Genomic DNA, 24110 nt, shown 5'->3' on the forward strand with positions numbered 1-24110 from the left:
TAAAATTAGGTGGAATTAAACAAGTTTAAACAGTTTTAAGCATCGAAGTATCATATTAGACAACCATTTGCGTAACCACTTACGTATAATCTCTATTTACATTTAAAACTGCTTATGAAAACCAAACTAAAACAATTTGCCTTTTCGTCCTTTGCACTGTGTGTGTTGGTCATTGGGCTCACCAGCGCCAACCTAAAACCAGCAGATGGCGATTATGATTACCTCAAACAAAGGCTAGAAATTACCAAAGCATTTACCATAGAAGTGTTTAATGCCATGCCAGAGGCAGATTACAATTTCAAGCCCAATGAGGAGCAACGCACTTTTGGGGCTCAGGCCTATCACATTGCGTATAGTATCGATTATTACCGTAGGGCTTTTCAAAATCGAGGGCAAGCCGAATGGAGTCCTGGCGATGAAAATATTAAAAGCAAAGCAGAGCTGACCAAATGGGCTGGGGAGCAATTTGATGCCATGCACAAATTGATTCTTGCGAGTGAACAAAATGACGCAGTTACGGCTCTAGTAATTTCATACTTAGACCATAATGCCCACCACCGAGGCCAAATGGTAAGTTATTTAAGAATGAAAGGAATTAAGCCTCCTGCTTATCGCTAAACGAATTGTATTGTGTATTGGAATGGGCTGTGCCGAAAGGTGTGGCCTTTTTTTGTTACTCAGGCCCAAGAATTTCTCAGCCTTGTTAATTCCATGGATATTACGTTTATTTAATCTTTGTATAGAGAAATTATAATGCAATATAATCCTATTAAAGCACTTTTGGCTGTATTGTTACTTAGTTCTTGTGGAGGAACTGAAAACAGTGAGAAAGCAGATAACATAATAGCCGAAAGAAAGCCATTAGAGCTTATTGATAAAGGAATCAAAAGCTTTCCACTAGATTTTGAAACTGACTTTCAGGGAATCAAAGATCCATCTATTTTTCAAGAGAATGGTAAAGAATACCTGACCTTTTATAACCAGCCAAACCACTCTATTTATCTGTATGGTTATGATTCTGCGAAACTCTACCAAAAAATAACCCTCTCTGAGCAGGGGCCGAATGGAGTACCTCGGCATATCTCTAAATACTTTATACACCGGATGGATTCTATTTTTATTGACTTGATAACAGTCAACATGTACCTCGTAAACGGTAATGCCGAAATTATAGACAAATTAACTCTAAGAGAAAACAAAAGCGTCACATTTGACGGAGCCACTACCTTCAAAAACAATACGTTGAACGTGAGCGTCATAAACAACTACCTGCTAAATAAGACTAATAAGCCATTTCTTAGAGCCTATATCAACTGGGAAGTAGACTCTATTACTTCTGAGTTCATTCAGCCAGAATCATTTATCAATCCCTTTGAAGAAATTCAAACGCTGAGAAACACTAAGGGTAAGACAATAAGACCCCTCGAGAAACATTTCGTGGCAGACGATCAGTATATCTACACTACTACACCCATTTCAGACAGTATCTATGTTTTTGAAGATAACGAAATTGTAAAGTCTATTTATGCTGGAATTCCATCCATAACCATAGCAGACTATAAAAGCTACATGCCACTTATGGAAAGAATAGTTAGTTCAAATGGTGGAAGTGGAAGCATCACAAACGTAATAGAATTAAATCAACCTCCGTATTTCACAAACTTGTTCCTGTCTCCAAATCACAAATACTTATACAGACTATTAAGCCACGGTACAAAACCAAAACTGAACCCTTATAACAATAAGGAATATCCTGTGATTACTGCTGCCTCTTTACTTGTCCTCGATCTTAGCACAGAAGAAATTACTAGCATTGAATTACCTGTAAACGAGTTGAAAATTGGTGTCCCTATAAGCGCAGGAATTTTCGCAAGCAATACAGGTCTACATATTCAAGTGAAAGGCCAAGAAAACGAAAATGAAATCCAGTTCAGAGTTTTTGGAGTGAAGTAAATAATATACACCTCCTCGACAATTTGCTGATTTAAACCTTATAACAGATTCAAAATGCGATATAATCCTATTAAAACACTTTTGGTTGTATTGTTACTTAGTTCTTGTGGAGGAACTGAAAAAAGTGAGAAAACCGATAACATAATAGCCGAAAGAAAGCCATTAGAGCTTATTGATAAAGGAATCAAGAGTTTTCCTCTTGACCACGAAACCGACTTTCAGTGGATAAAAGACCCGTCTATTTTTCAAAAAAATGGTAAAGAATATTTGACTTTTTACAACAGGCCAAATCATTCTATCTATCTGTATGACTACGATTCGGCTCAGCTTTTCAAAAAAGTAACCCTATCTGAGCAAGGGCCGAATACCGTACCCAAACCTTTTCGGTTCAAATATTTGATCCACAGTATGGATTCGATCTTTGTTCAGATACCATATAGCGGGATATACCTTATAAATAATCAGGCTGAAGTCATTCATAGATTGGTTTCAAACGGAGAGATGACCTTTTCACAAAGAAGGGCAGAAAGAATCAACACAGTTTCATTAGATGAAGCCAGCACCTATAAAAAGGGTATGTTAAGCGTTGCAAACAATAACCAGATAAATCAACCAAACAGACCTTTTGTTCGGGCCTTTGTCAATTGGGAAATAGGTTCCATTACTTCTGATTTTATTCGGCCAGAATCATTTATCACTCTCTATGAAGAAATTCAAGCAGTAAGAAATACGAAGGGTAAAACCATAATGCCTCTTCCAAAACATTTTGCGGCAGACGATCAATATGTGTATGCCACTACACCGATTTCAGATAGTATTTATGTTTTTGCAGGAAATGAACTTGTAAAGCCTATATATGCTGGCGTTCCATCCGAAACCATAACAGATTATAAAAGCTATATGCCCTTACGGGAATTGATTATTGAATCAAGTGGGGGGAGCGGTAGTGTCTCGGGCCCATCAAAAATGAATCAACCTCCATTCTTCACAAACTTGTATATTTCCCCAAATCACAAATACTTGTATAGGATATTAAGCCACGGAACAAAGCCAGCAATCAACCTAACAACTAACATTGAATATGCGGCCATTACTTCGGCCACGCTGCTTGTTCTTGATCTTACCACAGAAGAAACTACCAGCATTGAATTACCTATAGGTGAACTAAAGCTATATGTGCCAACTAGCTCGGGAGTTTTTGCAAATAATGCTGGTTTGCATATTCAAGTAAAAGATCAACAAAACGAAGACGAGATCCAGTTCAGAGTTTTTGGGGTGAAGTAAACCCGATACAAAGCAGCATTACATCTTCGCGACAGTTCAGTGCAGACAAATTACAGTTCATTGCATTGCAGTTTTTTCTTGCGCAGCATCTTCCCATCATTGTAAGGTCGATTAGCCATTTGGCGCATCGGCAAGAGGTCAAGCCCGATAGGTCATCGGGAACTCAAAACAACAAAGTCAGTTGAAAGGCAGGTTTGGTCACCTGCCAGCAACTGCCTAAAACGAAACAAACTATGAAAAACCGAAGCACAAAAACTCGAAGTATTATTATGGGAATGGTCGTTGCCCTGTGGGCAATGCTTTCCATGGCCAATGATCTTTCCGCCCGACAGATTACTATTTCAACCTCTAGGTCAAATTCCAACTCCACAAGCATTTCTCAAAAAAATGGCACCTATCGCTATTCTAGCAAGCAAGGCAGCAATGGTATTGAAATAGAATATGAAGGCGACATCGCATTTACCGATGATGACAAAGCCATCAAATCAATTTCAAGAGGTGGTTACATCAAAATAAGAAAAACCTCTTTTGGAGAAAGAAGAGAGCTATTGGCCGAAGGAAATGCTGATGGAACCATTGACTATCAGTTTTACGAAGGTAGAAGAAGAGCCGACTTTGATGCCGCTGCCCAAAAATGGTTAGCCGATGTACTGCTCGAAGCCATTCGCGCTACGGGCATTGGAGCCGAAAGCAGAACCCAAAGAATTTACGCCAAAGGTGGTCTTGATGCGGTTTTAAAAGAAACGAACGAAATCAAAAGCGACCACGTAAGCCAAATGTACCTTAAAGCGGTGCTCGGCAAACAAAACCTGAGTAATAAAGAGCTAGTGAAAATAGCGGCTTATGTGCCTGCTAACCTAAGTTCTGACCATTACATTACTGAAGTTTTTAAGGATTACAGCACGCTCTTTTTAAAGAACAACGAAACCACAGAGGCTTTTTTAAACGCCATTGGTCGAATGGATTCCGACCATTATATAAGCACTATTTTAATGCGTGCTTTGAAAGAAGATTTGAGCGATGCCATGATTTCTAAAGTATTAGATGCTGCAGAAAGAATGGACTCCGACCATTACAAAACTGAGGTGATCAAAAAAGTAATGGATAGAAAAGAGCTTTCGAGCAGCGCGGTAAATAGAATCGTGAAAGCTACTTCAGATATTGACTCTGATCATTATTCTACTTTGATTTTACGCGAAGCCCTTGACAGACCAAACCTAACAGATGAAGCTTTTGAAAGCCTGATGGAGGCCATTTCAAATATTGATTCCGATCATTATGTAACCGAAACCATGCGTGGTCTTTTAAGACAGAGCAATCCTTCTGACAGAGTTGTAGAAGCCGTAATAAAAAGAGTGGGGCGAATGGATTCAGACCACTACAGAACATTGGTGATCAATGATTTGATGAAGAATCAGCAGATTTCTAAAAAATACTTCAATGACTTATTGGTAACCGTTAATGATGTTGACTCCGACAATTACGCTGCCCAAATATTGAAAAGTGTATTGCGCGAGCAAGAACTTTCAGACGAAAACTATGATAAGGTGTTGAGCAGAGTAGCCAACATTGATTCGGATTTCTATAAAGTTAACATATTACAAGATGTACTTAAAGCTAGAAATTTGAACAAAACGCACATGATCAGCATCTTGAAAACGGTGTCCAGCATTGGGTCAGACTACTACAAATCTGAAGTATTAAAAGGCGCTTGCAGTTCGGTAAGTGGTGCTGACGCTGAAGTAAAAGACTTGTTTAGATCGGTAGCTAAAACCATTAAGTCAGACACGTATTACGGCAAAGTGGCCCGTTGTATCGACTAAGATTTTCTGTCCAAAAGAGAGGGAAGTGAAAATATGGCTTTCGAATATATTTCGATAGACCGTTATTTTGCCCCTCTCTTTTTCTTAAATTTCTATCCAACCAACTTTAATGTATGCCCAAGCTTATCAGGCTTGTACTTTTTACCATCATTGGAATTCTATTTCTAGAATACCTTTATTATAGCGAATACGATTTATTACCCAATGTATATAAAGAGGCTCCGCTATATATATTTACTATTGTTACCAGTATTATCTCTGGTTGGCTTATTAGCAGCATCAACCTAAAACTGAATGAGAAATTACCTTGGCGCAAAAGTATCATGCAGCGATTTATCGCTGGTTTGGCCTTCGATTTTCTAGCCCTCGCCATTGTACTTTTAACTTTAAACTGGCTGGCTGGTGTTTCAGGAATAATTGATTTTCACTTGTTCGAGGCAGCGCTCACCGAAAGCCAGCTTGAAGTAAAAGTGATTATCCTAAGCTTTATTCTGCTGTTTATTGTAACACTGGTAGAGTTCAATACTTATTCCTACAGCGAATTTTCTGTGGGTCAAATTCGAAGATTAAGGTCGGAACGAAAACAGCTTGAATTTCAGTTTGAGGCCCTTAAAAGCCAGCTCAGTCCGCATTATTTGTTCAATAGTATGAACACCATTTCATCGCTCATTTATCGCGATTCTCAAATTGCAGAGAACTTTATTCGCAACCTGGCAGAAACCTTCAACTATGTTTTGAATACCAAAAATGTAAAACTGGTCAGCTTAAAAGAAGAAATTGAAGCCCTGAAAGACTTTAATTATTTGTTGGGTATCCGCTATGGTAATGCGCTCGATTTGAAAATTGAAATCGATGATGCTACGCTTTCTTTCCCAATACCGCCTTTAAGCCTTCAGCTTTTGGTAGAAAATGCGGTAAAACACAATGTGATTTCTGATGACGAACCGCTGAGGATCAATATTCGAAATGACGAGCATCACCTTATTGTTTTGAACAACAAAACCGAAGCGCCTACCAAAACCAGTTCACATAAAGTGGGCCTCGACAATATTAAGAAGCGATATGCCTTTTTTACCGTGCGCGAAGTGGAGGTGAAAGATGAAGATTATTTTGAAGTGAAACTGCCGATTCTAAAAGATTCATGAAAAAGAACCTACTAGATCAGCCGCTTTTTCGCATTACCGTGCCCCCCATTTACGGGCTCATGATGTATTTTCTGATTCTGTTGCTCAACAACGACCTCAGCCAAATTACAGATACGGTTCTTACTCAAGAGCTACTACTTTGCGTAGTCCTTGCATTTCTTACTTCCGAATCGCTGCGGCTTACCATTGTGCTCTTCGAGAAAAAAGTGGGGCATGAATTAAGGAGAACGGGCAATATCACCTTGCTCTTCTTTACTTCATTACTGATTTCAGCAGCCATCATCTTTGCTGCGGTGTATTATTACTTTTCTGAAATTGAAGGCAACTCTTACTTTGTTCTTTTTAAATCGAACTTGATTAAACTTGTTTCCATTTACTCCATTAGCGGCCTGCTGTACACGCTTTTCTACCTGAGCATTTATTTCCTTTCCGTAAAAAACGAAACAGAGATAAAGCGCGAAGATTTGAAGCGCCAAAACCTAGAACATCAGCTCGAAATCTTCAATAATGAAATTAACCCAAGTCTGCTTTTCCAAAGTTTGGAAACGCTTATTTCGCTGGTGCATCATAATATAGACGCTGCTGAAGATTTTGTGGACAGGCTGTCGTTGGTCTATCGCTATATTTTAGATAACCGAAAAAAGGAATTGGTAAAAGTGGAAGATGAGCTTCAGGCCACCAAAAACCTGTTCCTCCTTTTCAAAGAAAAGTATCCTGAGCAGATCAGCTTAACTATTGCCCCGTGGGCTGGAGAAAAAGGAAAGTTACTGGTGCCGAATTCATTGCCAATGTTGCTAGACTGTGTGGTCAACAGTACCATCATTTCTAGCTACCAACCTTTAAATATTCGAATTAGTTTTGATGAAGAAGGTTACCTGGTAATGCAATACCAAGAAAATGATAAATTGAGTTTGGATGCGATGATTAAGAAAAGGCATAAAAACCTGCATCAGGCCTTTGCCTATTTTTCAGACAAACCCGTAATCCAAATCAAGGCCTATGGTGACGCCTTTATAAAACTGCCATTGCTCGAATTGAAAGAAGAACTATGAAGGTATTTATTATAGAAGATGAAATTCCGGCAGCCGAAAAGATTCAACGCTATTTAAAGCGCTATGATGAAAACATAGAAATCTTGGGTCAGGCCATGAACGTGAAGCAAGCCGTAACTTGGCTTGATGAAAATCATGATGTAGACCTGCTGCTGATGGACATTCAATTGACAGACGGACTCAGCTTTGATATTTTCAAGTCCGTTAAAATTGACATTCCCGTGATTTTCACCACGGCTTATAATGAATACGCCATCGAAGCTTTTAAGGCCAACGGTATAGACTACCTCCTCAAGCCTGTTACTTTCGATGCCCTTTCTGAAAGTTTGGACAAATTCAAAAACCTTAAAAACCGCCTTTCAGAACAAGGAAAAGTGGAAACAGAATCAGTCATTGATTTACAAGCGGCCCTGCAAATGCTGAGTAAGCGCGAATACAAAACGCGTTTTATGGTGAAGATTGGGGAGCACATTCGCTCTGTCACCACCGATACCATTCACCTGTTTTATGCCGAAGGACGAAATGCTTACATCGTTACCGAAGAAGGCAAACGCCTGATTATAGACTACAAGTTGGAAACGCTGGAAGAAATGCTCGACCCCAAAAAGTTCTTCCGAGTAAACCGTAGTTATATCATCGAAATCAATGCAATTAAAGATGTATTAGTCTACTCTAACAGCCGCCTGAAAATCATTCTTCACCTAAATTTCGACCGAGAAATTATCGTTAGTCGTGAAAAGGTAAATGCCTTTAAGGCTTGGTTTGATGGGGAGTGATTGGTCATTGGTTGATTAGTCATTGGTCATTAGAGAGACTCATTTGCCCTAACTTTACAACAAGAAATACGAAAATTTGCCCTAACTTTACGACAAGAAAGATCATAACTCTTTGTTAATACGAGAGTTAACCAACCCTTCCTTTTTCCCATCAATTTCTGAAATACAACATCACATTTAGGGTCTACTTTGTGAGGAAATTTGGTTGTTCAGCAGTACCCCATTTCATTTTCAGCCAAAGTATTACTATTTTGGTTTATGAAATTTTTTGGAATAAGTAATAGGATTAAAATTTTTTCACTGGCCTTCTGTATCATATCCCTCTCTCTTCAGTCTCAGTCAGCGAGGCAGATAGTTTACGGAGACGACTTTGTTTTCAATTTGGATTACGAAACCTCCTTTGAGGCATTCGGCCCTGTGAGGTATAAAGATTATTTTGCTTTCTACAATCCTGTAAATTTTAGCATAAAGCTATTTGACCAAGAGTCGTTAAGTGTAGCTAGTACCATTAATATTGCACAAGAGGGGCCAAAAAGCATGTATCAATCTACAGGCTTAATGGCAGATGAAGATGATATTTATGTTTTCAGTTATTATAAACAATCTGCCCATGCTGTAAATGAAAAAGGCAGGGAAAGTTTCAAGTATGTATTTAAGCAAGAGGAAAACACATTTGGAGCTTATTTGGCAACTGGAACTACTGTAGCTTCTGCAAATAATGAATTTATCTATGTGCCTATCTTAGCGGGCCACGATATTAAGACAATGCTTGCTGACTATAGATTCCCCTCAATTGTCAGAATCAATAAATCAGATTCATCAGTTTCCACATTTTTAAACTACCCTAAAAATTATAAAAACATGATTTCTGGAGGTCTTCAAGGATTTATATCTCCAACATTAAACTCCAAAACAGAATCACTCGTTGTTAGCTACCCTTTAAGTCACACTGTTTTCGAGCTTACTAAAAATGGGATCATAAAAGAACATCCTATGAAGTCATCGGCAATTGATGATTTTGATGGTCATTATTATAAATCACAGTCAGATATAAAACACGAAAAATCAAGAGCAAAATATCTAGAGAACCCTTCTTTTTCCAGGCTTCATTACGATGCATATTCCGACACTTACTGGCGCTTTGTCAACTTACCGCTAACCTACTCTCAAATGAATCAAAAAGAGGTTATTGAAGCCAAAGCTAGAAACTACAAAGTAGTGGTATTCGATGCTAACTTTAGGAAAATAGCTGAAAGTGATATTTTGGAGGATGTCAACCTCACCCTTTCAGCACCTCTTGTTTTCTCCACAGAAAAAGGAATTCACATCTACGCTAAAAGTCAAGAGAACGAAGAAGAGATGAGGTTTAAAACGCTGAAGATCAAGTAAACCAATTCAAAATATATAAGTGGTTACCTTTTTTTAGTGAATCGAAGTAATTTTGCTTAAGCAACCATTTTTTATGTTGAAAACTCTTTTTTACTCGGTCATTGCGTTCGTTGTTCTATTTAAATTTCAGGCAAACGCTCAAATTAAGTCGGTCTATGTAGAAACACCCCCAAAAATAGATGGGGTTTTAGATGAAGACATTTGGAAAAATAGCCCTAATGTAACTGGCTATAAAACCTTTGTACCAGATTTTGGAAAGGACATGCCTTTTCAAACCATCGCTTATATGGCACATGACGATGAAAACTTATACTTCGCCTTTAAGTGTTTTGACGACCCCAAACTGATAAAAACATCGATTGCAGCACGCGATAAAATTTCGGCCGATGATTGGATTTGCATCAACCTCGACTCATTTAACAGTGCCCAATCTCTTTATGGCTTGTATGTAAACCCAAATGGTATTCAAATGGATACGCGATTTGCCGCAGGTAATGAGGATGTTGGTCTAGATTTGATTTGGTACAGCGCGGCTAAAATAGTGGATGATGGCTACGTGGTAGAAGCCAAAATTCCTTTTAAAAGTATTCGCTATACTGTTAAGGACGGCCAGGTAGAAATGGGTGTAATTTTCGAACGAAGGATTAGCCGTTTTTCTATTCAGGGCACTTTTCCGGCACTAGACCCAAAACAAGGCTTTGCTTTTCTTACCCAAATGATGCCGATACAATATGATAGGGTAAAGAAACCCAAATTAGTGGAGATATTGCCTGCTGTTACTTACGCCATCAATAAAGAACATATAAACGGAGCATACAAAAAGGAGTATAATTTTGAACCCAGCCTAACGGCCAAAATCGGTATTACGCCCGAATTGGTTTTTGACGCTACCATCAACCCAGATTTTAGCCAAGTAGAATCTGATGCGCAACAGGTAGAAGTAAACCAGCGCTTTCCTGTTAATTACCCTGAAAGAAGGCCTTTCTTTTTAGAAGGAAACGAGAACTTCAATTTTGCTGGAACAGGTGGTTTCTCTCCTGTAAGTTCAGTGGTCAATTCTAGATCAATTGTATCTCCGAAAAGAGCCGCCAAACTGACGGGTAAGATTGGCGATAAAAACATCATTTCTAGCATATACGCAGTAGACAGAGCGGATGAACATTTACCAGATTTTGCCCAAGATGAAACTGCCGATGTTGGCGTAATGCGCTATATGCGTTCGCTTTCTCAAGACAGCTATGTGGGCTTAATTGGTACAACTCGTAGAAGAAATGGGGCTTCGAATGATGTATTAGGTTTTGATGGCCAATACCGTTTCAATCAGTCGAACCAAGTGACAGGTCATTTTTTGAATTCCCGAACCAAACTTACGGAAGACGGCCCTTTGGCTAACAGTATTTCTAGCTCCATTAGTGTTTCTAGAAACACCCGAAATTTTAATGGCTCTTTTAGTCTGTTAGATATTGGTGAAGACTTTAGGTCAGAGGTAGGCTATATTACCCGAACAGGAATTAGTCGAGTTACGCTAAGTTTAAACCCAAAAATATTTCCAAAAGGTGATGGTTTAATCAAACGCATAGATCCGCAACTTTACACCTCGCTCACAAAAGATAAACCCAGCGGACTTAATGAGCATGTGCTTTACCTTTCATTGGCAGCTACCCTACCCCGAAACACACGTTTGTCTGTTTCTGCAGATCATTCTTCAGAAATTTACTTAGGTCAAGAATTTAAAGACGGAACCATTAGCCTACAGGCGAGTTCGCAGATTACAAAGCGCATTTTCTTTAAAACTAGCTACGATTGGGACAACGGAACTTACTACAGAGAATTGGCCCAAGGGTATGGCAAGCGCATTAGCAACAACCTTACCCTCCAATTGTCCGACAAGTTTAGCGCGCAGTTCACTCACACTTTTAACTCGCTTTATAATTCGGACACGGATGTAAAATACTATGATATTCACATTGCTCGTGGACGCGTGGTTTACCAAATGAATAAGTACCTGTTCTTTAGAGGCATTGCCCAATACAATAGCCTTTCTAAGGTACTTAGCCCTAATTTCTTGGTGTCCTTTACCTACATTCCTGGTACTGTAGTTCATCTGGGATGGGGTTCTGTATATGAAAAAACCCGTTGGGATGGCGCCCAGTACGTAAATGATGACCAATACCTACAAAAAGCCAGCGGCTTCTTCTTTAAAGCCAGCTATTTGTGGAGATGGTAGATGGGTGTGTAGTTAAGAGGGGTTGGTTATTGGTTCTTTCAACATTTGGTAAAAGCTAAAGTTTCCCAATCAGGTCTTTCGCTTTTGACCTGTTAAACGCACCTTCTGGAGATATTTTATCATACACCATAAAGTAATGATATTCTTTTCCAGCAAGGTCAGCCCATTTGTTACCGAGCCTTCTTTTTGAAGCACTATCAGGGTTATCTCTATCGTCTCCCTTGGTTTCCAGTATTATGATGTTTCCTGACTTAGTGACTATAATAAAATCAGGATAATGGTTTGATTTAAAACCATTAATAGAGAACCCTTTGCTTCGCCCTAGGTTTCTGTGCCAAAAAGCAATATTAGACATACTGGTAATATCAGCAATCACAGTAGTCTCGAAGTTATTCATTGAACCTTCACGTTCGTAAAGGGAGTTACTGATTGATCCTCCTAATTGACCAGGCACAATTGCCGCGGGAAACTTCCAAGTGGCTTTGGTCACCACCTTACTTATTTTTACAAAGTCGTTGAATTGTTCTTCTGCATAAGCATCCGCTAGTAATTGCACCTTTTCTTTGATTCGCTTGGCATAGCTAAGTTTTCGGATAAGGATGTCTTGTAACTGCTCAGCGTTTAGCGTATCCAAAAGTCTTTCTACATACTTCCTTATTTCCTGCTCTGCAATCGGGTACATGTCGCCAATAATCTGAATGAGTTGGTGTGCAATATCTTTGACCTGATTTTCTTTGGGCTTGGCCAAAATATACTCAACCATTGGGTCTTTTACCTGCTGATCTTCAATCTTGGTAAATCGCGGAGTGTACTGATCCTTACCAACTTTTTCTATATCAACTTTATATAGGTCAGATGAAATTTGCTCAAAGTCAATTTTGGTGTCCTCGTTTGAAAGTTTGAAATTCTTTAAAAGCGCTTCTTGATTCAGTAATTCTTCACCTGTTCCAAAAATGTCTCCTTGTGGGGTTTCAAGAAAAAATTGGGGAAGGGTGATTGTGGTGGCAAGTGCTTTGTGTTGATCTAGTAGTCGATATCGTTTCACTTTTTCTCCCATTTCCATAAATTGGTTTTCATCAATAGGTTGGCTTTTCTGCTTCTCTATTTCGGCCTCCATCTCTTGGTTTTGCTCTTCAGCCATTGACTCTATCTCTGCAACTACCAAATCATTAGTAGCTACTTCGCTTTCGATGTCTGGATTAAAAGAGATTCGTTCCTTATCAATTTCGTCTTGCTCAGCTTCAACCTGCTGCTCTGGAAATAAAAAAGATTCCATCGGGTCTCCACCAGACACCTTTTTCACCTCTTCAGGCATAATGTCCTTTTGACGATAATCTCTCTCGCTAAAACCACAGGCCTGTAAACCCTCTACTATATTTTGAAGTGTCTCATTAAATTTTGCCGATGCCGTCAATACGTATGATACATTGAGCAATGATGCTAAATGCCTCATTACATAGGGTTGTCGCAGTACTCTTCCGAGAATCTGTTCTACGTCAACAGCAGAAGATTTATCGGCCAAGGAAGCCAAAATATATGCAAACGGACAATCCCAACCTTCTTTCAAAGCGTTGATTGTTATGATATATCGCACAGGGCAAGATTCATCCATTAAATCAATTCCCTTCAGCTCATCTTTATTGGCCGTTTTAATCTTGATCTGTTCTTCTGGAATACCTATTTTCAATAACTGCTCTTTTAATTTATCGAAAGTGGTATTGTCATCTTTGGTCTTAGGTTGCGCTTGGAAAAGAACTATCGGACGAATGTATTTACCTCCTTCCGATCGCTCTTTTATCGCCAGCAATTCTAATTTTCGTTGCAAATGCAGTGCACTATTGATCACCTCCGTTTTATCATGATGATTGTACACAATCACAGGCAACTTCACCATGTGTTCTTTTTTAAGCTCAATAGCAGGCACTAAGCTTACAATATTGCTATTGTCTTTTGGAGTGGCCGTAAGGTCAAGAATAAAAGAAGGATTGAGATTTTTAAGCATATCAATACTTAAATTACTCTCCGCATTGTGGCTTTCATCTACCACTAAAACAGGGTGGAGACTGCGGATGACATTAATGAGAGCGGTTTCATCTGTGTCTTCCATTACATGAGACTGATCTTTATACTGACTTACAAAAGAAGCCAGCTGACCATTTTCCTGATAAACTTTCCTGTCTTCTTTATTTGAAGCCCTTAAACTGGCAAAGCTCATTACAATAATGGAGAGCTGATCTTGAACCACCGTGGGGTTAAAGTTAGACCCTTGTAGTAAATCTTTTTTCTGATAAACTTCTACGCGGTGATTAAAAAGCGTGTCAAGTTTTTGACGATATGGGTGTTCTGGATTACTCAGCGCCTCAACTGTTTGATCAAGCAGATTGCTCCAAGGCACTAACCAAACCACAGCTTTAGGTAGTTCACTGCCATAAGCATTGAAAATGGTGTGTAGCGCATTGCAGGCAATAAAGGTTTTACCTCCAGCAGTAGGTACTTTTATGCAAACATGGGCAGCATTGGGAATATTGTTTTTGTAGGGCTCCATGCCTTCCCCTGTCAAAGGGTTATATGGCCCAATCTTATCTTCCCAGTATTTGCTAAAAGCTAAATGGGTGTTTTTATGTTCTTGAACATATTCTAAATAAGACGCTAAGTCTTCAATTACTTTATGCTGGTAGGTTTTAAGCTCCATCCTAAATCTGCTCTAAATTTTCTATCCACTGATTGAAACGGGGGCATTTTCGCCTGATTTGATCTAACCCAATTTCACCCGCTAGCATTGGCCCCCATAATGCTTTTGTGCTTGGTTTATTTGAGGTATAGTCCCTTAATATGCGTTCGAGCCTTTTTGAAGGGGCGGTCATTGAACCATCATTAATATCTTCTGGATTTTCGAACTCCCTAAAAGTAGTTTCCAAATATTCATAATCAGAATATTCCTCTTGGGTGAAAGACCTTTTGAAAACTTCTTCGTCTGCGAACAATAAACTTTCAAATTCATGAAGTTGAATGTAGGGGATAAACCTGTGTTTCCATTGCTCAGCAATGTCTTTATGCATGGCTGCTTCTAAATGACTCATTCGTTCAACTCTGTTCGGGATCGCTTTCGACTGCTCCCAACTCGGAAAAGCATGTTTATCTTTAAGTCCGTAGTAATCAATAAGCAAAGTCACATAGGCATTCGAACTTCTTAGAAGGCGTTCAATATCAGCTTTTAAATGTGTCCATTGTACAATACCTCCACCACTTTTAGATATGGTTGGGTTCTCAATAAAAATATCAAAACCTAAAAAATGAGGTTGCAAAATGTCTTTGCAAAAGGCCTGTTCGGTCTGCCCTTCCCCAATAATGATGAGTCGCTTCATTGCTTAAACGGTTGACCTGCCCCAATGATGTTTCTCTGCCAAAGCTCACCCATTGTGTGTTCATTGAGCCATTCAGTTAGATTACCTTCGTCTAACCTCATAAAAATAGACTGTTTTTCTTCTCTGCTACGATCTACGGCTATAATATCCCCTGGATCAAATTGATCTACAAGGTTTACACTTTGTGTGGAAATGATAAGCTGGGTACGGCTAGAAGCCGCTTGGATCATTCCTGCCAATTTAGTTATTGCAAATGGGTGTAGTCCTAACTCTGGCTCATCAATAATAATTACTTTAGGTGGATTCGGTTGCAAAAGAAGCGTGGCAAGGGCTATAAAACGAATTGTACCATCAGAGAATTGTGAAGCTGAAAAATTGGAATCCACATCATCAGTTTCATTCCATCTTAGCTCAATTCTTCCGTCACCAAGACGGCTTGGCTCTAAGATAAAATGGTCGAAAAATGGTGCTACACTACGTACTGTGTACTCAATTCTTTTATACACTATAGGGTGCTTCATCTTCATGTAGTACAAATAAGCAGGAAGGTTTGCACCGTCATGCTTAAGATATAAATTGTCTTCTACATCACAATCTCTTCTTAGGCTACTACTGGAAGAAGTATCATGAAAATGAAAAATTTGTAACTGCTTAAGGTAATCTCTGAGATATTGATTTCGAGGGTAATTTTCGCGAGCAACCGCACTCTCCTCAATATTAGACCTTGTGAAGTAGTTGCCATATTTATCTCGTGATACATTATAGCCAGCACCTTCTTCCCCTAAGAATAGCCCTCCTTGTTTATTCGGTACTAGCGTAAAAAAATATGCATTATTATCACGCCCTTCTGTAAAGATTGCTTTACCAAATAGGTATTCCGTTCTCTTACGACCAAAGTATAATAAATTATCAGCCTTGCCTTCCTCCAAAACAAAGTGCTGCAATCGTTGATTAAAGATTGCCCGCAACAATTTGAAAAAAGAAATAAAATTACTTTTTCCAGCACCATTAGAACCAATCAATATATTGATGGGCTTCAACTCAATTTTGAGCTCTTTGATGGATTTATATCCTTCTATTTCCAGATAATCGATCATATCCTTGTCTTAAAATCTTGAAATATCGCGTGGTATCTTTTTAAAGATAATGTTGTGCTCGCTCATATATGCCTTAGAAAGTAAACAATTATCGGCATAAATTACATATTGCTCTGCCTTGGTTTTAATTGTAGCTAAAAAATCATAATCCAAAGTAGTAACCTGCTGAGGCTCATAAAAGAAATAATAGGCGGTTTGGTCTTTGTTGCCTAGGTAAAACGGCTCGTCATCGCGAGGCACGAAGCGATCTCCCTCATTCCCCATTCGTTCCTCATTCCTCGCAATGACGGGGAGGGCGGTGCGGGTTTCGCTGTACCAAATGTATTCTCGAATCTTTTCTATGCCTACGGCTTCGTTTAGGTATTCCTTGTTTTCTCCTACAAAAAGCGGCTCGCCCAAAGTATAATAATCAAAACTACCGCCTGTGCCCTCTACTGCTTTTTTGCCTTCTCCATAACCTTTTGCTACCCGCTTTACCCGCTCGGCAGTAATGGTTTCGGCATAATCCTCCATCTCCACCAAAATAAACTTGCGGTTGCCTCCATCCTGTTTATTTAGGTTCATCACCGCATGGGCTGTTGTGCCTGAACCAGCGAAGGAGTCTAGAATCAATGCATCCTTATTAGGTATTAAGCCAATTAAATATTCAATCATACTGATGTTCTTTGGATTATCAAATATGTTTTGAACATCCATAATATTACTAAGTTCAGTTGTCCCATCGTTTGTTGAAAAGTCCAAAATGCTTCTAGAGTTACGACTATTTACATCCTGATAGAATAATTTGTGCTCCTTTTTGACGACATGACTGGATTCAACAAACGTTCGTTTCTTCACTGCGAACGCACCTTTCTTTCCAGTCACTATAATATTATCCTTTTCAGCATTAAACTTATCCAATGACCAAGTCCAACACCCTAATTTACCTCTAACCTTCGGTGGCCTAATCGGAATAAATCCATTAGCTAACTTTTCTTTATCGGTACAATAAATGTCCTTTATGCTGTTAGATTCCTTTGCTAGCTCAATATCATAATCGAGGATGGCTTCTTTCTGATTTGTCTCTGGATTAAAATATACTGTGTACCCAAGATTAGGGCGTGCATTCAGAACTCCACCTTCTCCCCTTGTCGTAATTGCATCATTAATGAAGTAGTACCGTCCATTTTCTTCATAAACTTCTCTTTCCTTAATTGTCTGATTTAAAAGTGTTGGCGAAGTCTTTGACCCTTTGGTTATCTTACTATCCTTTCTATAGACCAAAATGAACTCATGATTTTTTTGGATGTTAACTGTATCATTTTTGGCATTCATTTTATTTTGTATGATCGGTCCTATACAATTCCTATTTCCAAAAATTTCATCGCATATCAACTTCAAGTTGGCCTGCTCATTATCATCAATTGAGATGAAGATGGCTCCATCGTTGGCCAAAAGCCTATGTAGTAGTTTAAGCCTTGGATACATCATACAAAGCCATTTGTCATGCCTTGTTAAATCGTCACCTTCTTTGCCTACTACATCGCCCAGCCACTTTTTGATTTTGGGGTGGTTAACATTATCATTATATACCCAGCCTTCATTGCCAGTATTGTAGGGCGGGTCTATATAAATACATTTGATTTTGCCCTCGTATTTGGGAAGCAGCGCTTTTAGTGCCTCTAGGTTATCTCCATGGATAATCATGTTTCCTTCTTGCGTTAAAGCTTCGGCAGATAAACTTTTTTCATTTTCACCGGCCTCGCTTTCAGGCGAGTATTCAAAATGATATTTGTGTTCTAATACCCGAAAAGGCACATCTCTGTGGTGGTTCACCACTTTTTCTTTTCCTATCCAATTGAGTGTGGGCATGGTTTGTATTTTTTATTGCTTTAGCCAAAGGCTAACAATCTTAATGATTTTTTGAGTAACACTTCTATTTTGATTCCAAATCTCTATTGTTTTTCTGGATTTGTATTCTAAAATCTAACGTCTGTTCTCTAACATCTACCCTCTACGAAACCCTCCCCAAATTCACTAAGGTCTTTTTTAGCTCTAACGTTTAGCTTTTAATAAGAATGTTGCACCCGCTTTTTTGTGCATAACACATTAACATGCACAAGAAAACAAGTATATGCTTACATGTTTCATGAACGCGCACAAAGAAGTGCCGTTTGTTGTGCACATAGCCATTTGAGTAGCACGCTCTATTTATAAACCTTCGCCATCGAAAACAAGAGTAATTTTGTTATAAAAGGCTCATCAGCTTGTTGGTGAAGAACACCAACAAGGGCAGAAGAACTGATGTTTTCATCTTTCCTGATCTACTGATAACTGATTTCTAAACACTACGAAATCCTCCCCCAATTCACCACTGCCTTTCTAAGGGACTTGATATGGCGGAGGATATTGCGGTTTTCTTCTTTTTCTAGCTTGGGGTCGGCTTCAAGAATATCGCTGGCGGCATTTCTGGCGGCTTGCAGAATTTGGCCGTCCTTCGCGATGTCGGCAATGAGTAAATCGAGCACACCACTTTGCTGGGTTCCGGTAATATCGCCTGGGCCACGGAGCTGTAAATCTACATCGGCAATCTCAAAACCATTGTTGGTGCGTACCATGGTTTCCAGTCGCGTGCGGGCTTCTTTGCTCAGCTTGTACTCTGTCATCAGAATACAATAAGATTGCTCTGCCCCACGCCCCACACGGCCCCTCAACTGATGCAATTGCGCCAAACCAAAACGTTCGGCATTTTCAATCACCATTACCGAAGCATTCGGCACATTTACCCCTACTTCAATCACCGTGGTAGCCACCATAATTTGGGTTTCGTGCTTAATAAAACGCTGCATTTCAAAATCCTTGTCCTGCGGTTTCATTTTGCCATGCACAATGCTAATGTGCTGGTCGGGGAAAGCCCTGCGAATGGATTCATAACCATCGTCTAAATCTTTCAGGTCCAGCTTGGCAGATTCTTCAATCAAAGGATAAACCACATAAATCTGTCGGCCCTTTTTGATTTCTTCCTTCATAAAACCAAATACTTGAAGCCGCTTAGCATCGTATTCATGTAAGGTTTTAATGGGCTTTCTCCCGGCAGGCAGTTCATCAATAATGGAAACCTCTAGGTCTCCATAAAGCGTCATGGCCAAAGTGCGTGGAATTGGAGTGGCCGTCATTACCAACACATGCGGATGGAAACGTTCGTTTTTGCCCCAAAGCTTCGCCCTTTGCGCTACCCCAAAGCGATGCTGTTCGTCAATAATGGCCAAGCCCAAATTCTTGAACTGAACCACATCTTCGAGCAAAGCATGTGTACCCACTAGAATGCTGATGCTTCCATCGAGCAAGCCAGCATGAATTACCTTGCGCTCGCTCTTTTTGCTAGAGCCTGTCAGTTTTGCAATGCCAATGCCTAAAGCATCGGCAAAGGGTTTTAAACCCTGAAAATGTTGGTCGGCCAAAATTTCGGTAGGAGCCATAATACTGGCTTGCGCACCAGAACCCACCACCAAAAGCATGCATATAAAGGCTACAATGGTTTTTCCACTACCCACATCGCCTTGCAGCAAACGGTTCATCTGCTTGCCCGACTTCATGTCGAAGTAAATTTCTTTGATTACCCGCTTTTGGGCATTTGTTAAGTCGAAGGGCAAATGGTTATTGTAGAAATCGGTGAGCAAACTGGAGTCGCTAAACACCGCTCCACGGTACTTTTCAGTTCGGGTCAGTTTTAACTTGAGCAGGCGCAACTGAATAAAGAACAGCTCTTCAAATTTTAGCCTAAATTGGGCTTTTTTTAACAACTCTTCGTTGCCCGGAAAATGTATGTGCCAAAGTGCCAGCTTCTTTTCAATCATACCATAACGCGCCACTAAATGCTGAGGGAGCGTTTCGTGGATATGTGGTTCAGACAATATCATTACCTGGCGCACCATTTTTGAAATGGCTTTGCTGTCCAAGTACTTGGTCTTCATTTTTTCGGAAGTATGATACACCGGTTGAAGGAATGAAGCCTTTTCATTTTGGGTGGTCAGCACTTCAAGCTCAGGATGCGCAATGCTAACTTTTCTACCAAAAGTAGCGGGTTTGCCAAACACCACGTATTCTACCCCCAGCTGTATTTTCTTGGCTATAAACTGAATTCCCTTAAACCAAACCAGTTCAAGGGTACCCGTTCCGTCCTCAAAATGGGCAACAAGGCGCTTTTTTCGCATTTCGCCCACCGTTTCAATTCTTCTGATTTTACCTTTAATCTGAACGAAAGGCATATCGCCATGTACTTCTTCAATAGGGTAAAACTTGGTGCGGTCTTCGTAGCGGAAAGGGTAATGTTGAATAAGATCGCCATAAGTGAATAGGCCAATTTCGGCACCTATCAGCGCTGCTTTTTGCGGGCCAACACCCTTAATAAATTCTATGCGTGTTTCGAAAAATGACGGCACGGAAACAATTTAATATTTCCATTCTAAAGTGTTCAACATTTCAATTGCATCCTTCTTAATAAATTCAATTATTGGTCGAAGTGAATCGTTTTTGTTGGCGGTGTTGAAATATAATGCTCCTCTAAAAAAATGTGTTGTACTATCGGTAGTAAAAAACTGAAACTGGCTGGGCACTTCTCCTGCCAACTCGGCTATGCTTGCTACTTGGTTGTTGCGCATTGCAATTATACTTTCCCTAATTGAATAAGCTTTAGAGTTATGTTTCATGGTAAGGTCAAAGGCTTCGGTAAGTAGTTCCTCCACGTTATTATCAGGGTTTTTCAAATCCTTATATGTGATTTGAATGACGGCATCGTAATCGGGGTAAAACAAATTGATGTAGTACCTACCCGATTTTGGAAAAGTATCGCGCGATAGCTCTGCATATTGAGAATAAAAAAACTGATACGGGAAAGTATCGGGCAAAACCTGATAAGCTGATTCTGGTAAATCGATTCGATTATAAGCTTTTGGTTTGGGTAAATAAGTTTGCTCACAAGCCGAAAAGCCAAGCATAAGCACAAATGAAAGCAGTAGTAATTTCTGAATGGACTTTTTCAAACTGAAACTTTACGGTTGATCAAAACTCTAACCCTCTTAATCCTACGAACGTCCACCGCAACTATTGTGAAAAGGAACTTATCAAACTTAATTTTTTCTCCGGCCCTAGGCAGCTTACTGTGCAATTCTAGTAAGAGTCCACCTAGCGATTCGCTTTCTCCCTTTACCTGATCAAAGTAATATGGGTCGATTTCCATGATTTTACAGAAATCATTTAAGGAGGTTTTGCCTTCAAAAACGTAAGTATTATTGTCTAATTTGTTGAAGGCGATATCGTCATCATCAAACTCATCATTGATTTCACCCACAATTTCTTCAATAATGTCCTCCATGGTAATCAGTCCAGAAGTTCCTCCGTATTCATCCACCACGATGGCCATGTGGACACGTTTGTCTTGGAAGTTTTTCAAGAGGCTATCTACCTTTTTATTTTCAGGAACAAAGAAACCCGGGCGCATCAACTCTTGCCATTTAAAATCTTCTTCCTTGTCTACATGAGAAAGCAAATCTTTGATGTACAAAACCCCTTCAATTTTATCAATTGTCTCGTTATAAACAGGAATTCTAGAAAATCCGCTCTTGTTGATTTTGTCCATCAGCTCGTGAAAATCCACTTCGATATCTACTGCGGTAATGTCCATTCTTGATTTCATTACCTGCCGAACAGTAAGCGTACTAAAGTTTACAATTCCCTTTAGTATTCCCTTTTCTTCATCTGTTGTATCATCACCCGTAGTCATTTCAAGGGCCTGATTCAGTTCATCCACAGTAATATTGTGCCCCTTTTTCTTTACGCGCTTTTCAATAAGTTGAGTGAATTTGATCAACACATAAGCCACAGGCTTTACAATGCCTTCAAAGAAAAAAAGCATTCGAGCCGTTGCTCTCGAAAATCTTAGGTTGTTCTGGGTGGCAAAGTTTTTAGGAAGCACTTCTCCGAAAAAGAGAATTACAAAAGTAACCACTGCCGTTAAGGCAACTACGATGGTTCCTTCACTGGTTTTTTCACCTATAATTTCCCAGGTTACAAAAGTGGTAAGGGTAACAATGGCAATATTCACCAAATTATTCATGATGAGAATAGTGGCCAATAAATGGCGCGGTCTTTCCATCAATTGAATAATTAATCGGCTAGCGGGAGAGTCGTCATTTTTACATTCATCAATTTGGTCATCATTCAAGGAAAAAAATGCCACTTCGGAACCTGAAATAAGGGCCGAGAGTATAACCAAAAAAATAAAAACCACTCCATTAACCACAAGGTATGGAGTGGAAACATCTTGAGCTAAGGCCAAAAGGGCCAAACTAGGATAGGGATCGTCAGTTGCTGATTCCAATATTCTATTTTTAACTAATTAAAATGGCAAATCATCTGAGTCGTCCTCAGGAATGCTCGAAACTTCACTAGATTTCTCTGAACTAGGTGAATAAGAAGAACTACCTCCTCCACCTTCGTTATCAGACTTAGTACCTAGCATTGTTAAATTATTTCCAACAACTTCGGTAGTATATCTCTTATTTCCATCCTGATCATCCCAAGATCGGGTGGTCAGTTTACCTTCAATATACACCTGATTGCCTTTCTTTAAAAATTTCTCGGCAATTTCTGCAAGTGGGCTCCAAAGTACAATATTATGCCACTCGGTTGTGGTTACTCTTTCGCCTTGTTTGTTCTTATAAGATTCGCTCGTAGCCAAAGAAAAATTTGCTACAGCTCTTCCACTTTCTAGGTGGCGCACTTCTGGATCTTTACCCAAGTTGCCTACTAGTATTACTTTGTTTACTCCTGCCATAATATTTATTTTTTGTTTCTATAGAACAAATTAATTAAAAACATTGATCTTCCAAGTATTTGATAATCAAAACTGGCTTTGGAAGGCTGTATATTTGTTCTAAAGAGTATTTTTTCAATTCAGGGTGAAGGCTGACTAGCCTCGTTTCATCGTCTCCTATCAGTTCAATTTTCACGAAGTTGGCGAAAATACGTTGATGCGTCAAAACATGTTCGTATAATTTTGATTCTTCACCTATAATTGAGCTGTTCAAACCTAACTTATGAAGTGTTGAAATCACCCCCTCCACATCAATCGGTTTGCTGTCTTCCAACAAATAAAAGTCAAACAAGCCCTGCCAAACATCGCCCTTTTCTCTTTGCTTCATCAAAAACGCTTGTTCCGAATGAAAGGCCAAATAAGTAAAGTACCTTTTTCTAACTTTGGTCTTCTTGGTTTTAACTGGAAGACTATCAACTTTATTATTGTTGAAAGCAAAACAGTAATCTTTAAAAGGGCAAATACCACATGCTGGAGATTTTGGTGAGCATTGAATAGCACCAAATTCCATAATGGCCTGATTATATTGGTTTGGCCTTTCTTTATCTAAAAGCTCATTCGCTCTAGCTTCAAAAATTTTCGGGCCCTGCGTACTCGAAATATCTTCTTCAATACCAAACACCCTGCTGAGCACTCTATATACATTGCCATCTACTACGGCATTGGGTTTGTTAAAAGCCGATGACGAAATTGCTGCTGCGGTATATCGCCCAATTCCTTTTAATTTGAGTAATTCGTTAAAGCCAGACGGAAACTCTCCGGCAAAATCTTTAACCACCATTTTAGCGCAGGCATGAAGATTTCTGGCCCTAGAATAATAGCCTAAGCCCTGCCATAAACGGAGTACCTCGGTTTCGGAAGCACTTGCCAAATCGTGAATAGTAGGAAACTGCTCTATAAATCGCTCGTAGTAGGGCAAACCTTGGGCAACTCTCGTCTGCTGAAGGATAATCTCAGAGAGCCAAATCCTATAAGGGTTCTTGGTTTTCCTCCACGGCAAGTCTCTTTTATTTTCTTCATACCAGTTAATTAACTGATTTGCAAACACTTTACTATCTAACATAGTGCTATCTTGTGCCAAATTTATACCCCTGCAAGGTATTGGTTAAAATTTGAGGGTTTGTTTTTTAAATTAGAAATGAACTC

At 39.4% G+C, this 24110-nt stretch carries 18 protein-coding genes; 9 read left to right on the forward strand and 9 right to left on the reverse strand.

All coding sequences use genetic code 11. From position 1 onward, the window contains the following. Positions 1 to 114 precede the first annotated feature (114 nt). The 9 genes from AWW67_RS07915 (at position 115) to AWW67_RS07955 (ending at position 11649) form a co-directional block, all read left to right on the forward strand. A complete protein-coding gene (locus AWW67_RS07915; protein ID WP_062300971.1) occupies positions 115 to 618 on the forward strand; it encodes a DinB family protein in 504 nt (167 codons plus the stop codon). 135 nt (positions 619 to 753) lie between these two features. Beyond that, a complete protein-coding gene (locus AWW67_RS07920; RefSeq protein WP_062300972.1) occupies positions 754 to 1953 on the forward strand; it encodes a DUF4221 family protein in 1200 nt (399 codons plus the stop codon). A gap of 54 nt (positions 1954 to 2007) precedes the next feature. Continuing rightward, positions 2008 to 3237, forward strand: coding sequence for a DUF4221 family protein (locus AWW67_RS07925; RefSeq protein ID WP_062300973.1), 1230 nt, complete (start codon positions 2008 to 2010; stop codon positions 3235 to 3237). Positions 3238 to 3470: 233 nt separating this feature from the next. Continuing rightward, a complete protein-coding gene (locus tag AWW67_RS07930; RefSeq protein ID WP_062300974.1) occupies positions 3471 to 5060 on the forward strand; it encodes a hypothetical protein in 1590 nt (529 codons plus the stop codon). Between the two features lie 113 nt (positions 5061 to 5173). After that, a complete protein-coding gene (locus AWW67_RS07935) occupies positions 5174 to 6205 on the forward strand; it encodes a sensor histidine kinase (RefSeq protein WP_062300975.1) in 1032 nt (343 codons plus the stop codon). Further along, on the forward strand, positions 6202 to 7257 hold the full coding sequence (locus AWW67_RS07940) for a histidine kinase (RefSeq protein WP_062300976.1): 1056 nt from the start codon (positions 6202 to 6204) through the stop codon (positions 7255 to 7257). Before AWW67_RS07935 ends, AWW67_RS07940 begins: the two co-directional genes overlap by 4 nt. Then, positions 7254 to 8033 carry a LytR/AlgR family response regulator transcription factor gene (locus AWW67_RS07945; RefSeq protein WP_062300977.1) on the forward strand — a complete coding sequence of 260 codons (780 nt, stop codon included), beginning with the start codon at positions 7254 to 7256 and terminating at the stop codon, positions 8031 to 8033. Before AWW67_RS07940 ends, AWW67_RS07945 begins: the two co-directional genes overlap by 4 nt. Positions 8034 to 8291: 258 nt before the next feature. Beyond that, positions 8292 to 9422, forward strand: a complete 1131-nt coding sequence (locus AWW67_RS07950; RefSeq protein ID WP_141655405.1) for a DUF4221 family protein — start codon at positions 8292 to 8294, stop codon at positions 9420 to 9422. Positions 9423 to 9495: 73 nt separating this feature from the next. Beyond that, positions 9496 to 11649 carry a carbohydrate binding family 9 domain-containing protein gene (locus AWW67_RS07955; protein ID WP_062300979.1) on the forward strand — a complete coding sequence of 718 codons (2154 nt, stop codon included), beginning with the start codon at positions 9496 to 9498 and terminating at the stop codon, positions 11647 to 11649. Between the two features lie 55 nt (positions 11650 to 11704). Here AWW67_RS07955 and AWW67_RS07960 read toward each other — a convergent pair whose 3' ends face one another. From AWW67_RS07960 to mutY, 9 genes are all read right to left on the reverse strand, one after another. After that, the gene (locus AWW67_RS07960) at positions 11705 to 14341 is read right to left on the reverse strand and encodes a DEAD/DEAH box helicase (protein ID WP_062300980.1); all 2637 of its coding nucleotides are present in this window, start codon (positions 14339 to 14341) and stop codon (positions 11705 to 11707) included. Between the two features lies 1 nt (position 14342). Further along, positions 14343 to 15014 carry a DUF4276 family protein gene (locus AWW67_RS07965; RefSeq protein ID WP_062300981.1) on the reverse strand — a complete coding sequence of 224 codons (672 nt, stop codon included), beginning with the start codon at positions 15012 to 15014 and terminating at the stop codon, positions 14343 to 14345. Then, complete coding sequence (locus tag AWW67_RS07970; RefSeq protein ID WP_062300982.1) at positions 15011 to 16111, reverse strand: AAA family ATPase; 1101 nt, start codon at positions 16109 to 16111, stop codon at positions 15011 to 15013. The genes AWW67_RS07965 and AWW67_RS07970 overlap by 4 nt, the downstream gene beginning before the upstream one ends. Before the next feature lie 9 nt (positions 16112 to 16120). Next, a complete protein-coding gene (locus tag AWW67_RS07975) occupies positions 16121 to 17962 on the reverse strand; it encodes a site-specific DNA-methyltransferase (RefSeq protein ID WP_062300983.1) in 1842 nt (613 codons plus the stop codon). A gap of 476 nt (positions 17963 to 18438) precedes the next feature. Then, positions 18439 to 20532 carry an ATP-dependent DNA helicase RecG gene (gene recG / locus AWW67_RS07980; RefSeq protein ID WP_062300984.1) on the reverse strand — a complete coding sequence of 698 codons (2094 nt, stop codon included), beginning with the start codon at positions 20530 to 20532 and terminating at the stop codon, positions 18439 to 18441. 9 nt (positions 20533 to 20541) lie between these two features. Continuing rightward, positions 20542 to 21132 carry a gliding motility lipoprotein GldD gene (gene gldD / locus AWW67_RS07985; RefSeq protein ID WP_260311368.1) on the reverse strand — a complete coding sequence of 197 codons (591 nt, stop codon included), beginning with the start codon at positions 21130 to 21132 and terminating at the stop codon, positions 20542 to 20544. After that, complete coding sequence (gene gldE, locus AWW67_RS07990) at positions 21129 to 22469, reverse strand: gliding motility-associated protein GldE (protein WP_062300985.1); 1341 nt, start codon at positions 22467 to 22469, stop codon at positions 21129 to 21131. The genes gldD and gldE overlap by 4 nt, the downstream gene beginning before the upstream one ends. An 18-nt stretch (positions 22470 to 22487) precedes the next feature. Further along, positions 22488 to 22925, reverse strand: coding sequence for a single-stranded DNA-binding protein (locus tag AWW67_RS07995; protein ID WP_053221674.1), 438 nt, complete (start codon positions 22923 to 22925; stop codon positions 22488 to 22490). Positions 22926 to 22959: 34 nt separating this feature from the next. Continuing rightward, complete coding sequence (mutY, locus tag AWW67_RS08000; RefSeq protein WP_062300986.1) at positions 22960 to 24027, reverse strand: A/G-specific adenine glycosylase; 1068 nt, start codon at positions 24025 to 24027, stop codon at positions 22960 to 22962. Positions 24028 to 24110: the final 83 nt, after the last annotated feature.

The organism is Roseivirga seohaensis (assembly GCF_001592945.1).
Lineage (GTDB): Bacteria > Bacteroidota > Bacteroidia > Cytophagales > Cyclobacteriaceae > Roseivirga > Roseivirga seohaensis.

What these genes read in the sequence shown, in the direction of transcription:
- AWW67_RS07920 (WP_062300972.1), top strand. Translation starts at nt 754, where the DNA reads ATGCAATATAATCCTATTAAAGCACTTTTGGCTGTATTGTTACTTAGT.
- AWW67_RS07965 (WP_062300981.1), bottom strand. Translation starts at nt 15,014, where the DNA reads ATGAAGCGACTCATCATTATTGGGGAAGGGCAGACCGAACAGGCCTTT.
- AWW67_RS07975 (WP_062300983.1), bottom strand. Translation starts at nt 17,962, where the DNA reads ATGCCCACACTCAATTGGATAGGAAAAGAAAAAGTGGTGAACCACCAC.
- AWW67_RS07995 (WP_053221674.1), bottom strand. Translation starts at nt 22,925, where the DNA reads ATGGCAGGAGTAAACAAAGTAATACTAGTAGGCAACTTGGGTAAAGAT.
- AWW67_RS07930 (WP_062300974.1), top strand. Translation starts at nt 3,471, where the DNA reads ATGAAAAACCGAAGCACAAAAACTCGAAGTATTATTATGGGAATGGTC.
- AWW67_RS07955 (WP_062300979.1), top strand. Translation starts at nt 9,496, where the DNA reads ATGTTGAAAACTCTTTTTTACTCGGTCATTGCGTTCGTTGTTCTATTT.
- AWW67_RS07945 (WP_062300977.1), top strand. Translation starts at nt 7,254, where the DNA reads ATGAAGGTATTTATTATAGAAGATGAAATTCCGGCAGCCGAAAAGATT.
- AWW67_RS07960 (WP_062300980.1), bottom strand. Translation starts at nt 14,341, where the DNA reads ATGGAGCTTAAAACCTACCAGCATAAAGTAATTGAAGACTTAGCGTCT.
- AWW67_RS07925 (WP_062300973.1), top strand. Translation starts at nt 2,008, where the DNA reads ATGCGATATAATCCTATTAAAACACTTTTGGTTGTATTGTTACTTAGT.
- AWW67_RS07915 (WP_062300971.1), top strand. Translation starts at nt 115, where the DNA reads ATGAAAACCAAACTAAAACAATTTGCCTTTTCGTCCTTTGCACTGTGT.
- AWW67_RS07940 (WP_062300976.1), top strand. Translation starts at nt 6,202, where the DNA reads ATGAAAAAGAACCTACTAGATCAGCCGCTTTTTCGCATTACCGTGCCC.
- AWW67_RS07970 (WP_062300982.1), bottom strand. Translation starts at nt 16,111, where the DNA reads ATGATCGATTATCTGGAAATAGAAGGATATAAATCCATCAAAGAGCTC.
- AWW67_RS07935 (WP_062300975.1), top strand. Translation starts at nt 5,174, where the DNA reads ATGCCCAAGCTTATCAGGCTTGTACTTTTTACCATCATTGGAATTCTA.
- AWW67_RS07950 (WP_141655405.1), top strand. Translation starts at nt 8,292, where the DNA reads ATGAAATTTTTTGGAATAAGTAATAGGATTAAAATTTTTTCACTGGCC.
- mutY (WP_062300986.1), bottom strand. Translation starts at nt 24,027, where the DNA reads ATGTTAGATAGTAAAGTGTTTGCAAATCAGTTAATTAACTGGTATGAA.